This is a genomic window from Burkholderia sp. IDO3 (assembly GCF_003366075.1).
Taxonomy (GTDB): Bacteria; Pseudomonadota; Gammaproteobacteria; order Burkholderiales; family Burkholderiaceae; genus Burkholderia; species Burkholderia anthina.
Map to the genome: position 1 here is coordinate 11709 of NZ_CP028965.1, position 12215 is coordinate 23923.

The window sequence follows — 12215 nt, forward strand, 5'->3', positions numbered from 1 at the left end:
GCCGCACCGGCCAGATTGGTTCGGATCAGAAATGTCGGGTATGGAGCGCAATTCAGCCTTTCGAATGTTCAGCTGATAGCAAAGGAGGAATGGCCGAAAGTGGCCGGAAGTCGTCGGTCGGCGCCCGGTGCGGCCCGACCGGCGACTTCCGACCCGTTGCGGACCTTGACGTCTTGGCAAAGCGGACGTTTACCGTGAAATGAGCGGGGCCGTGACCTGGGTGTAAATCCGGGTGGTCGAGATGCATCATGGGGGCGTCAAAAGCCCCGTGGCCGTCTGGATTTCCAGCCTGTCATCGGCGGGGCCGTCATCAAGAAAACATCGTGCGGAGGGCTCTCCGATCTAATGAACTCGGCTGCCCTTTGGTTATTGCGTTCCGCAGCCTCCAGATCAATAGGAGGATCAGCGCCATCCCAAATGCAATCGACCCTCGCTTCGAATCCAGGGAAATGCCATATGCCGCCTTCGATTCGAGCGACAACCAAGCCGTGTTGGGCCGCCCGCTCACAAACTGCAATTGCCGCGTCGGTAGAAAGCTTCATCACAATGCTTCCATCGAGGGAAAAAAAGTCATCCGACGAATCGTAGACGCGAGAACGATCGATGTTCATTGGGTGGTTTCAATACAATCCGACCGCCAGAAGTTCATTTTAGATCGTCCTTCGCGATTGCGGACGACGCCAATGGCCGCTTTGTGTAACGGTTGTCGACTAGTCCGCTCCTGGCCGAACGCCGACGTTCCCCCCGGAAATCCACGAAGAATCTATTTTGTCCAGTGCGGGCGCCGCCGAACACTTCGAACGACTACGTCGAGAACCGGTTTGATGCGCTGCGCGAGCTTCGGATGCGCATGGAGGAATCGCGCGAGCGGTGGCGATACCCGGTAGTACGTCCGGATCGCCCAACGGCCCGGCTTCGTGGTCCGGAGGACGTTGTCCCGGAATCCGCGAAGAGCAAGAACTTCCGGTGCGTCGTAGTCGCCATAGACCGCGGACGCAATGAAGCACATGCCGAACCGTTTGAACGTGGCTGCGCAATACGGGCAAACGGAGCGCTCCGGCCGTCCCCGGTGCGTGATGATCCGCGGGACCATCTTCTTCTTGCATGCAATGCATTCGACGCGATCATCGCGATGTTGCGAGGCGGGCGCCCGCGATTGCCTTTCGACGATCCGCACTTTGGCCGCGCGCGGACCTCGATTGTTTGAAGTCGCGTCGAACTCGACCATGTCACCGTCGCGTGGCGCCTCGGCCCCGATGACGTCGCTGACGTGAAAGAAATAGTCGGTGGCTGCTTCTCCGTGGATAAAGCTGTGGCCCTTATCCTTCGAGAACCACTTTACGGTTCCTCGCATGGTTCTGATTTTGTAGTTGATTGGTCGAGTTCGTAATGATATCCGTCCGGCTCCTAGTCGCCCGACGTGTTGCGGCCTTCACCCGCTACCACCGATCACGTTCGGGCATGGCGTCCACTGCGATCGCGATCCTATCTTCAAACAGAAAATCTCGATGCTCGTTCGGCGAGTGGATTTTCGGAAACTGGACATAGTCCTGGTCGTCGACCTCGATCCACTTCGCCAGCTGGACCAGTTTTCGATATCGTGCCGCGTCTTCCAGCACGGGTGCGATCGGCCACGTGTCGAAGGTGACGACGGTAGCATCGACGAGGCGCCGCGCCAGCATCTTGAAGATCGGACCGATCTCGTCCCAGTCTCCTTCTACTCGGGACAACATGTCGAGCACCAGCTGCGTATCGCAGGCGCCGAGCTCGCGCTCAATCAGGATTCGCAGGTCTTCAGCCTTTGCTTTCGGTCGACTCAAGCGCCGGTTCCATGTTTCGGCGCAGCGGTCTTTCGCGGCCGCTTCGCCATCGTCAATCGCTTCCCACTGCGTCGACATGCCACAACCAGTGCAGTAGATGCAGACCAGAGGCTCGGTCCGAGGTGCCTCGGGTGGGCGTGCTTGTACATCACCGATGCGTGGTGGGCCGCCGAAGCGGCCGAACTGGCTAAAGTCGAATAGGCGGTTGTCATCGCCGTCAACGAGTCGTTGCGATCGGCCGACGGTCGGCCGGCCGCCACAGTGCTCACATGGATAGAGCTGTTCGATCATTTGTCGGAAGGTTGTAAGTTTCTCGTCGCCGGCATTATTGCTGTTTTTGCATGCCGGCAAAACCGAGAAAAGCGCGAATATTCCTTCCGGTAATTCCTTACTCGTCTGAATTAATCGCGTGAAGCCCGTACTTCCGCAACGCGAATAAGGGACAGGAGCGAGTCGGTGGACGTGTTGGACGTGTCGCTTGATTCGCAGGATACGACGACGATCTGGCCGAAATCGGTAGGAAATACTCGTCGCGCGGATTGAAGATCGCCGACGAACCAGAAATGCCATGCCCGCGCGTAATGCCACCAGGTGCCGGCGCGTTCCAGTTCGTCCCACGACGCGCGGAACTCGAGGATGGCGCCGAAGCTCGTGAAGACTGCGCACCGTAGTCCGCGAGCGTCGGTCACCGCGACGGCGAGCTGCCGGCCGCCGGAGAAAGAGTCGGGGTGGCGGCATGCTATGGAGAGGGCGGGAAACTGCGGACCCCACTGATCGGTGCGGGAGACCGCGCGATGGAGGAAAAGCGACTTGCCGTGCATAGGAGGCGTCCAGGTTGAGAAGATGCCTTCATCTTGCCGGCGTCGTCGCGATGTCAAGGTCTGGCGCTTCGTCGCGCAATAGGAGGGAAATGGACATCGACCAGCTGACACCTATCGATATCCCACTCCACGGCCTGGATTCCGCGCGCCATGCGTAGACGTTGCTTTTCCCGCTTGCGAGCCTCGTACTCGGCAACGCCATTCATGCCATAGACCTCGATGTGGGTTGGTTCCGCGGTGTCTGTTAGGACGAAGTCCGGCAGCATGTCGGTGCCTTCATTTAGCCGGATCGGCTTGTCGAAGGCGCGGCCTTCGGCAACGAGCCGATTTGCCATAGCGACTTCGTGGATGGAATCGCATGTGATGTACGTGGACGAGCAAAGCATTGCTGCGAGCTCGACTACAACGTGATGCCCCTTCGGCGTACGCTCGATCACGAGAATCGCGACAACTCGGGCGCTCCCGTCGCCGAGGGCGCGCATCGCGTGGCCGTATCGCTTCTCGGCGAGCGCGATCAGCTGGGTATTGCAGTAGTACCGCTTTGCGCTCTGTCGCAATGTGATCGAGCGCCCGTAAGGGGTCACGCCAATTTCTGAGATCTCGCCGATGACCAGGCCGCGATGGTTCGTGCCGTCGCGCTGGACAACGCGTGCGAGAAAAGCATCGAACTCGGCGTTGATGGCGGTGCGATCTGCTTCCTGGAACCTGCGTATGACGTGCAGAACCTGCTCGGCGGGCTCGCCGTTGATCACCGCGTCGCTGATCTCGGCGAGAACACGCGCATTGCAGACGCCCCAGTTCCGCGCGCGGTCAACACCGGACCAGCGATTGAGCCCGGCGACTTGCCAGAGCGTCTGCAGGAAGCCGAGGAGCGGCGCCGAGGTCGTGGGTGCGCCGGCTTGCCGTGGGCCCTTTGATACCGCACCGACGGTGCGCTGTGTGAGGGCGACGTCGAGCTTCGCGCGCAAGCCCGCTGCCGTGGCCACGATACCTGGCAGGGCCTTTCCGGATTCGCTGCTCCCGTCACTCGGATCCTTGTGGAACGAACAAGACAGGCGGTCGTGCAACGGTCCCTCATCTGGCCACCCGGCAAGATGGAACAGGCTCCCGTATCGGCGGATCTGGAGGCGCAGCGGCGAGGCCGCGCCGCGGCATAGGCATTGCGCATACCCCGGACTGATCTTCGCGCGCTCGAGCGGGCGGACGAATGCGGCGGGATTTTCCTGGACGTCGTCGAGTGGAACAGCGACGCCCGCAAAGGAGACGCGGCTCATCGTGCGCTCTCGTTGTTTGCGATTGGTAGCGGTGTCTTCAGCGGGCCCTTGTATTCACGGCCCGTCTCCTTCTCCGTGAGGAACCACTCGCCGGTTGATAAGCGGGTGACGTGGCAAAACGGGAACCGCTGTTCCATGACCATTTTCTCGTTGGCGTCTCGCTGTTCCCGCCAACGATCAAGCTGCCGTCTCAGTGCCGAGAAAGCCCAGGACGCGGCGAGGAGGGCCACCGTCGCGCAACCGACAACTATTCGACTATCGAGGCTAAGCCTTGTCAAGACAGCGACCAGGGTGACGATCATCAGCAGACTGGGAATGATCAGGTCCATGTTGAGTGGGTTAGAGGTTTCGGCGTATGGGGGTGCGCGACGCGTGGCACGGCAGCCGGTCAAATGCGGTGACGCTTCTGCCGGCCCAAGGAGCACTTACCCGGTTGGTAGGGTGGGAGCGAGGGACGCGCCCACCTTAACCATGCAGCCGGTGGGCACTGGAGATGCCTGAGAAAGCCCACATTTTTTCTGGAGCTTTTCGCCTTACCCCGCTCAACCGGTTGCGCGGCCCAGGTTCTGCTTAAAAAGTGAGCATCGAGCTACGAGCGCCGCTAGGCTTGGGCGGCCGCGACTTATCCACAAGCTTGTGCAGCGTAATTGTGGGTATCTCGGCTGCTTGGCCACCGTGGCGAAAACGTGCCCGAACCTGACGGCATTTCGGGCCCCCAGTTCGGGCACCACGCTTTACCATCCGTTCCAACCACCGCGTCTACGACGCATCGACCTACGGCCGCGCGCGGCCCATCTACTTCACCCCTACGGGATCACTCCCGTCGGGCGTGCTCTCCCGTCATCAATCTGGAGAGCACCATGTCCGTTTCAACCGTCCGTACGCTGGAGGCCGTCGTATGAGCCGAAAGAGCGCGGAAAGAAAGTTTGCACGCGCAGCCGATCCCCATCAGGCTGAACTCGTGAAGCTGCTCAAGCAGTTTGGCTATGCCCATCAGATCAACACTGTGTTTGCGGATTTCGTCGAGATATCCGCTATCGCATTGAGCAACAGCGTGGACAAGCCGCAGTTTGGACCGCGGGAAAAGCGCTACCTGGAGATCGTCGGTAAATACACACCGGAAGAGCTGCAACTGTTTGCCCGGATGTTCGCGGAGCTGACACTCTCGTTCGAGCATCGGCTTGGCGTCGACGACCGCCTTCCTCCGGGCGCGCTGCCGTGCCCAGGAAACCTGACGGACGTGCTTGGCGAGACCTACATGATGCTGGACATCGGCAACGACCGGGCCGGCCAGTTCTTCACGCCCTACTGCGTCTCTCGGTTGATGGCCGGCATCTCGATCGGTAGCCGCAGCGAGGTCATAGAGCAGGAGGGGTTCATGCGGATGCAAGAGCCTGCATGTGGTGCCGGTGGGATGGTGATCGCGACGGCAGATGCATTGCTGTCGATCGGCCAGAACTATCAGCAGACCATGCATGCAACGTGCATCGACATCGATGCACGCTGCGTCCATATGACGTACCTGCAGCTGTCGATGATGCATATCCCAGCGATTGTCGTGCATGGGAATGCACTCACCGGGGAAGTGTGGGGCATGTGGTACACCCCGGCGCATATTCTCGGCGGTTGGCGGGCGAAGCTTCGGCAGCGCAGGCAGGCAGATGCTCTGCGCGAAGTATTGGCGCTGGACCGGAGCGCGGTCGCTCCGGACGCCGACGCAAAGCAGGAACCGGACGATGACCTGATGTTCGATAGTGAGGTCGCCGTGGCAACGACCGTCGAAGTGCCGGCGGTCGCGGCATTGCCTCCTGCCGATACCCTCTGCGATCTCTTCGACGACGCTGTCGAGCAGTCGAGGGCCAGTATCTTTGCGGCCGTCGATCAGCTGGCCCTCTTCTAAAACGCGCGGTAGCGCGACATCCTCTTACTCCAAGGCCCGATCGTTCGATCGGGCTTATTTTTTCTTCAGTCCCTGCGGGTGCCGCAACCGGCAACCGGTGAAAGCTAGCGCGTTCTTACGGGCTTTCCGCCGAGTTACCGAAAATCCAAGCGGTATCTTTTCTTCATCTACCGCGTCTCTGACGCATCGACTCAGCCGGCGCCGCCGGCATTCCTTTCCAACCCCATCGGGAACCACTCCCGATCGGGGGCAGGTTCCCTCTTCGGAGAACCTGCCATGCAACAAACCCCTCTGCAGCAACCTACTATCAAGCTCGGACGCATCAAGCTGGGCCGGAACCCTCGCACGTACTTCGATGACGCCAAGATGGCCGAAATGAAGGCGTCGATCTCGGCGCGCGGTGTTGATACGCCGGTTATCGTCCGTCCCCTCGACGACGGATTCTTCGAACTAATCGCCGGCGGCCGTCGGTACAAAGCCGCGCTCGAGACGCGCGGCGATGACTACGACATGCCGGTGAACGTCAAAGACGTGGATCCGGTTGAGGCGGAAGAAATCGCCTTCACCGAGAACATCCAGCGTGACGACATGTCCCCCGGTGACGAGGCAGTCGAGGCGGCGCGCCTTCTCGGCCGCTGTCAAGGGGATCGCGAAGAGGCTGCCAGGCGGATCGGCTGGAGCCTTCCCACGCTCAACAGCCGTCTCGCGTTGCTGAACTGCAGTAACGAAGTCCTCATCGCTCTGAACACGCGCCAGATCCTTCTGGGTCACGCGGAGCTGCTTGCCGCGCTGTCCAAGGAAAATCAGGATCGCGTGCTTCCGGTGATCATCTCCGAGAAGAAGTCCGTGACAGACGTCCGAAAGCTCGTCGAGAGTGCGGCATGCTCTTTGGCCGCCGCGATCTTCGACAAGACCGATTGCGCGGCGTGCCCGCACAACTCGGCGATGCAATCCGAGATGTTCGGCGAGTCGATCGCGACCGGTAACTGCACGAATCGCCAGTGCTACAACGGGAAGACGGACAAGCAGCTCGAGGTCACGGCCGCGGGTTTGCGCGACGAGTTCCCGACCGTGCGCATCGTGCGTGCTGGCGACAATCACACACGGGTTCAACTCGCAGTCGACGGGGTGAACGGCGTTGGCGCCGAGCAGGCGAAGGCGTGCCACGGCTGCCAGAACTACGGCGTCGCGGTCAGCGGGCTGCCGGATTCTCTCGGCAAGACGTTCCGCGGCCAGTGCTTCGACACTGTGTGCAATATGCGCAAAGTTGCGGACCGGCTCACGGCTGAGAAAGCGGCGGCGAAAGCTGCGACCTCTGACGCCAAGGGTTCGTCCGTTCCGACTAAAGCAGCGGGCAAGAGCGCATCGAGCTCCGATGCCTCCGCGCCGGCAGCGGTAACCGTGGTCGCCGAATCCGACCGGGTGAAGCAATACCGTGAGGCGCTGTGGCGGAAGGCACTGCGGCGCGACGTCGGCAAAAATGCGGCGCTCGCTCGACAGTACCTGATCGCAATCGTCCTCGCGGGCTATGCGCGTCAGATCAAGGACGAAGTTTTCCGATCCGTCTACGAAAAGGTGACGGACGAGAAGGCTCCTGCGGCTGACCTTCCGAAAGCCCTTTCTCTCGCTTGCTCGACGTCGGATGAGCAGGCTGCGACGCTGGTCACCGGCATGTTTGTCGCGGCGATCGAAGGTCTCGACGTCACGTATCTCAAGCAACTCTGCAAGCACCACAACCTCGATCTGACGCAGTACTGGAAGCTCGACAAGGAGTTTCTGGACCTCGTCACCAAGGCCGAGATGATGGTGATTGCGGACGAGCTCGGGCTGCGCGCGGCGATGGGCGACAACTTCAAGAAAGTCTTCTCGAAGTCGAAGGCCGAAGTCATCACGGCGTTGCTCGCCGTCGAAGGTTTCACCTACGAGGGCAGGCTCCTGAAGGTTCTCAAGTTCTAAGCAGCGGGCGGCCCCTGGCCGAGTCGCATCGACATTCTGCGCCGCCTCGAGCGGCGCATATTTTTTTGGAGATTCAAATGTTTCAAGCACTCGAACCGCTACTTCGTTCCGCGGAAAAACTCGTCTTGTCGCTGACGATGGATGGCGAAAACATAGTCGTGTTTTTGACGCCGGCAGGCGGCAAGGACGCGATGCTGCGGCAGCCGTTGATCCTGAAAGCGACGGCCGCAGAACTCGACGAGGGTTTCGCGGCGGCGATTAGCAGCTTTACCGCTGCGCATCAGTCGCTCGGCGATCAGGTGGCGGCGACCAATGCGATCCTCGAGGCCCAGCAGCAGTCGCAGGCGACGAGGGCCCAGAAGGCACTGTCGAAAGCGTCGAAGCCTGAGGCCGAAAATGCGGCTGTGGACGAAGACGCTGATGCCGATGAGGAAGGGGCCGGACCGACCGCCGCCGCGCCCGGGGTGACGCCCCCGGCCGACGAGAAGCCGGCCGGCACGGATCTGTCGTCGTTGCTCCTGTGAGGTGAACCATGTCGATCAGCATCGCAGCATTGGTTCGCGAGTTCACCTACAACGGCATGGCGCTTTTGGATCCCGGTCCGACGTTCTCGCCTGACCAGGTACGCGATCTCTACACCGCCCAGTATCCGGAGCTGACGACCGCCGCGGTCGACGGCCCGGACATGAAGGGCGAGGTGGCGCACTACAAATTTGTCCGCGCGGCGGGTGCCAAGGGCGCGCATGCGTAAACGCGATCTGCTCAAAGCCCTGTCCGATCCGGATGGTGGCTTCAACCAACAGGAACCGGCCGAAAGGCCGGTTTTTTTATATGACGAGGAAATGCGGAAATGTTCTTCGATCCTGCACTCCCTGATTCAAGCATCGCAGCTGGCTCGGCCGCGCGCTGGCAACCGCCACGCGCTGCCCCTGCCCGACGTCGACCTGCCGCTGATCTTCTGACGCTTCCGTCCTTCTCGACGGAGGTGCCGGGGGCGGTTCGGTTGAAGTGGCGTGAAGACGTGAACCTGTCGGATTTGGTCCTGAAGCATTTCCAGTACGGACCGTTGCGTGCAGGTGATGTTCATGATCCGGCCGACGCCGGCGACGCGTTCCAGCAGGCGTTTCATGCGTGGACGCGACGCCAGTATGGGCGTCTTTCCCGACTCCGATTCACGCCGCATCTCTTCGACGCGCATGCGGTTCGTGATGTTCTCGATGGCCTCGGTAACGGGAACAACGATGACGACCCGACGCCGCTGTTTTTCGGGCTTGGCCTTGAAGATGAGTGGGTCTACTCACTTGAAGGGGCGATCGAGACGTTGCGGTCGACCCACCCGTTGCTCTTCCGGACGGTGATGGGCGCGCTGTATCGCGCATCGGCTCGGACGATGTTCATCCGCCTGCCAGACTGGTTCATGTACGAATTTTCCTGCTGGTACTGGGACGGCGATCCGAACATTTCAGACAAGGATGCCGACGAAGCGCTGAAGGAACGCTTCGAGGACGACACAGAGACCCGTTCTGCGTATCTGCCGTCGGTTGTTCGCCCACAGCTCTGCCCCGACGACGCTGATCCGTGTTTGTTTAGGGGCGGTAAGTGGCGTGATCGACGTGCCATGACAGACCCGGAACTGGTGCGGCTTCGCGCTCGTAGCAGGGGCATGCCTCGGCGCGTATGCACCGAGGTCCTCAACCTCCGGACACTGATGCGCCGTAGCCGAACGAGAGATCTGTTTCACGTGAGCTACGACGCAAATCCTGTCTATGGAATTTGCTCGGTGATCGTCGAGGACAACGAGTTTGTTGGCGACCTTCTCGACCATCACTTTGACGGTGCCGCTCAATGCGGGGATGCGACGACCTACAGCGGCTTCTCCCGGCTGGCGTCAACGCCGAAAGCTATCCGCCGCCAGTACGCCGACCTGGCACTGGCGTTTCGAATTCTCACTCACCTTGACCGGCTTCTTGCGCTGGTGAGTCAACCCACTTAAAGGAGTGTGTTATGTCTGGAATCTCGGCCGGCAGAACCGGTTCGGATGTCGCGTTGTCGCAAGCGTTGTTGCTCTATACGGGCAAGGATGGTGCGCATTTTGCGACAGCCCACGCTGTCATCGCTGACCGTCAAAGCGGCCGACCTGTCATTGGCGCCGGTCGGCCGCTCGACCGGAAGGTGCTTGTTCAAACGCTTCAGCAGCTCGCCGAGCACGTCGCACCGCGGGCGGAGTTTTTGCCAGCGACGGTGCTCGGGGTGTCGCCTGAAGCAGTCACGTGGTGGTGTCCGCCAGCGATGCGACGGGTGTTCTTCGAATGCGAGAACCTAGGGAAGCGAAGCGCCGTTGTGCCGCATCCGGGGCTGGTGTTCCAGGCCTCGAATCAAGGCTTTCGCGTGTTCGCGGTGGCATGCAGCGATCGCCCCGTTCGCGAGACACCGTTGTTCGAACCGCCGTACTTCAACACCTGGGACGTGGGCCGAATCTGCATCGGCAGTGCGCAGGTTCCGAAGCGCGTGGACGTGGCGTCGATTGACGGCTGGGAAGCCGGGTTCTTCGATTCGGCGTTCACGCATCCGAACGCCGGCGGCAAACGGATCGAGTACAAGGACGGCGAGTACGCGTTCTGGCGCGACATGCTCGACGGCAAGTTCGGCGAAACGTTTCCGCTCGACGCGCTGGTGCCGATGAAGCGGACGCTCGAGCAGCTGGTCAACGGGCAAGTCGGGAGGGGCGCATGAATCCGCTCGATACCGTTCTCCAGCAGTCCTTCCCGTCGGTGATGGTTCCGTCGCGGGAGGCCGTTGTCCCGATGACGCGTTCGGGTGAGCGCCTGCTCATCGCATCTGATGGCGTCTATCTCGAAGTCCTGCGCCCCTGGGTCCACGTGGTGCGTCGCATCGCGCAGTACGCAGTCTCGACAGCTGTCCCGTACGGGAAGGTCGAAGAGACGACGGCGCTCTTGTGCGGGCAGATTCCGCCCGCGCTCGTCGCGGAGTTTCATGCGATGGCCCGGGCGGCGTTGCCAAACGAGGTCGGCGCGTGGATTGTCTGGAACAGCGTGACCAGTGAGTTCCGTATCGTTGCGTTGCCTTCGCTGTCGCACGGGCCGGGGCATTTGGTCTATGAGCGTCCGCGACTGGCAGACGGCGAATGGCTGGTGGTGGATTGCCATTCCCATGGCACGGGCCCGGCATTCTTCTCGCGCACGGACAATCAGGATGACAAGCATGACGTGAAGTTTGCGTTGGTGCTGGGCCATTGCGATCGTACTCCGTCCGTCGCGCTGCGGCTTTGCGCGAAGGGGATCTTCGAGAAGTTCGAGCGCGCGCCCGAGTCGTGGGCGGCGGCGCTGACAATGGAGGGGGTGTGATGAGCGAGGCGATCACTCATAGTATTCCCGCCGACATGCTCCGCCGGCCGTGGCGCGTTGTGGTGGTTGGAGCCGGCGGGACCGGGAGCGCATTTCTTCCCAGTCTCGCGCGGCTGCATCACGCCATGATTGAGCTCGGCCACCCTGGCGGGATCGAGTGCACGGTGTACGACGACGACACTGTCAGCGAGACGAATGTCGGGAGGCAGGGGTTCTATCCCAATGACGTCGGGCATTACAAGGCGTTGCTGCTCGTGAACCGGCTCAACAACCTGATGGGAACCAACTGGGTTGCGGAGCCGCGGCGTGTCGATTCGTCGGTGCGGATCGTCTCCGACATCGTGGTGGGTTGCGTCGACTCACGTCGCGCGCGGCACGCCATCGTGCAGGCAGCGAAGCGCGGGAGTTGTCGTTACTACCTCGACTGCGGCAATGAGACGGATCGTGGTCAGGTCATTCTCGGGGAGTTCGGCAAGGCGCGGCGCGACCGGTTGCCCCACGTGGGCGATCTGTTCCCGGACCTGCTGAACGCCAAGAACGACAGGGACGACGACACACCGTCCTGCTCGATGGCCGATGCGCTACGCAAGCAGTCCCTCGTCATCAATCAAGCGATCTCGGTACAGGCCTACAACCTGCTCTGGACGCTTTACAGGACGGGGTCGCTGAAGTATTCGGGCAGCTTTGTGAACCTGGAGACGGGTCGCACCAGCCCGATACCGATCGATCCCGCCGCATGGGCGCGTTTCGGGTATGACGCGCCAAAGCCGAAGAAGTCGAGGGCTCGCAAGCGCGTGGACCCGATGGACCCGCATATCCCGTGGTAGCTTGCCAACACAACTTCAACCAGCGCCTCCCGAGTAATCGGGTAGGCGCTTTTTTTTCGGCCAGAGGAAAGCGGGGCAATTTTCTCGACGATTCCGGCGGGCGATGGCGGCACGCCGGCCTACACTGATCCTGTTTCCCGCGCGTCTGCGCATCGACCCCTTCGCATCGGCTCTGTCCGTGCGTATTTCTCTCACCGACCATACGTCGGCTTCCCTGTCAGGGCAATTTCCCTGACGGGCGATTGCCCTCTT

The 12215-nt window shown here is 61.3% G+C and carries 15 protein-coding genes; 9 read left to right on the plus strand and 6 right to left on the minus strand.

Annotated elements, in window-relative coordinates:
• Positions 1-257 precede the first annotated feature (257 nt).
• The 6 genes from DCN14_RS35620 to DCN14_RS38235 form a co-directional block, all read right to left on the minus strand.
• Positions 258-611 carry a colicin immunity protein gene (locus DCN14_RS35620; protein WP_096506446.1) on the minus strand — a complete coding sequence of 118 codons (354 nt, stop codon included), beginning with the start codon at positions 609-611 and terminating at the stop codon, positions 258-260.
• 152 nt (positions 612-763) lie between these two features.
• Positions 764-1354 (minus strand): CFI-box-CTERM domain-containing protein, encoded by a 591-nt coding sequence (locus DCN14_RS35625; RefSeq protein ID WP_096506447.1) that lies wholly within the window; start codon positions 1352-1354, stop codon positions 764-766.
• Between the two features lie 85 nt (positions 1355-1439).
• Positions 1440-2111 carry a Lar family restriction alleviation protein gene (locus DCN14_RS35630; protein ID WP_096506448.1) on the minus strand — a complete coding sequence of 224 codons (672 nt, stop codon included), beginning with the start codon at positions 2109-2111 and terminating at the stop codon, positions 1440-1442.
• A 110-nt stretch (positions 2112-2221) separates the two neighbouring features.
• Positions 2222-2641, minus strand: coding sequence for a hypothetical protein (locus DCN14_RS35635; RefSeq protein ID WP_096506449.1), 420 nt, complete (start codon positions 2639-2641; stop codon positions 2222-2224).
• Between the two features lie 53 nt (positions 2642-2694).
• On the minus strand, positions 2695-3915 hold the full coding sequence (locus DCN14_RS35640) for a DUF1173 family protein (protein WP_096506450.1): 1221 nt from the start codon (positions 3913-3915) through the stop codon (positions 2695-2697).
• Complete coding sequence (locus DCN14_RS38235) at positions 3912-4244, minus strand: hypothetical protein (RefSeq protein ID WP_162826289.1); 333 nt, start codon at positions 4242-4244, stop codon at positions 3912-3914. Before DCN14_RS38235 ends, DCN14_RS35640 begins: the two co-directional genes overlap by 4 nt.
• A 569-nt stretch (positions 4245-4813) precedes the next feature.
• On the opposite strand from DCN14_RS38235, the gene DCN14_RS35650 reads away from it, so the two are divergent.
• From DCN14_RS35650 to DCN14_RS35685, 9 genes are all read left to right on the plus strand, one after another.
• Positions 4814-5815, plus strand: coding sequence for an N-6 DNA methylase (locus DCN14_RS35650; protein WP_096506452.1), 1002 nt, complete (start codon positions 4814-4816; stop codon positions 5813-5815).
• A 276-nt stretch (positions 5816-6091) separates the two neighbouring features.
• Entirely contained in the window at positions 6092-7771 is a 1680-nt protein-coding gene (locus tag DCN14_RS35655) for a PRTRC system ParB family protein (RefSeq protein ID WP_096506453.1), read from the plus strand.
• Between the two features lie 77 nt (positions 7772-7848).
• A complete protein-coding gene (locus DCN14_RS35660) occupies positions 7849-8295 on the plus strand; it encodes a PRTRC system protein E (RefSeq protein WP_096506454.1) in 447 nt (148 codons plus the stop codon).
• A gap of 8 nt (positions 8296-8303) precedes the next feature.
• Entirely contained in the window at positions 8304-8522 is a 219-nt protein-coding gene (locus DCN14_RS35665; protein ID WP_096506455.1) for a PRTRC system protein C, read from the plus strand.
• Positions 8515-8733, plus strand: coding sequence for a hypothetical protein (locus DCN14_RS38930; RefSeq protein WP_059888121.1), 219 nt, complete (start codon positions 8515-8517; stop codon positions 8731-8733). Before DCN14_RS35665 ends, DCN14_RS38930 begins: the two co-directional genes overlap by 8 nt.
• Positions 8655-9764, plus strand: coding sequence for a PRTRC system protein F (locus tag DCN14_RS35670; RefSeq protein WP_240327533.1), 1110 nt, complete (start codon positions 8655-8657; stop codon positions 9762-9764). Before DCN14_RS38930 ends, DCN14_RS35670 begins: the two co-directional genes overlap by 79 nt.
• A gap of 11 nt (positions 9765-9775) precedes the next feature.
• The gene (locus DCN14_RS35675; protein ID WP_096506457.1) at positions 9776-10504 is read left to right on the plus strand and encodes a PRTRC system protein B; all 729 of its coding nucleotides are present in this window, start codon (positions 9776-9778) and stop codon (positions 10502-10504) included.
• Entirely contained in the window at positions 10501-11136 is a 636-nt protein-coding gene (locus DCN14_RS35680; protein ID WP_096506458.1) for a PRTRC system protein A, read from the plus strand. The genes DCN14_RS35675 and DCN14_RS35680 overlap by 4 nt, the downstream gene beginning before the upstream one ends.
• Positions 11136-11963, plus strand: coding sequence for a PRTRC system ThiF family protein (locus tag DCN14_RS35685; RefSeq protein ID WP_096506459.1), 828 nt, complete (start codon positions 11136-11138; stop codon positions 11961-11963). Before DCN14_RS35680 ends, DCN14_RS35685 begins: the two co-directional genes overlap by 1 nt.
• Positions 11964-12215: the final 252 nt, after the last annotated feature.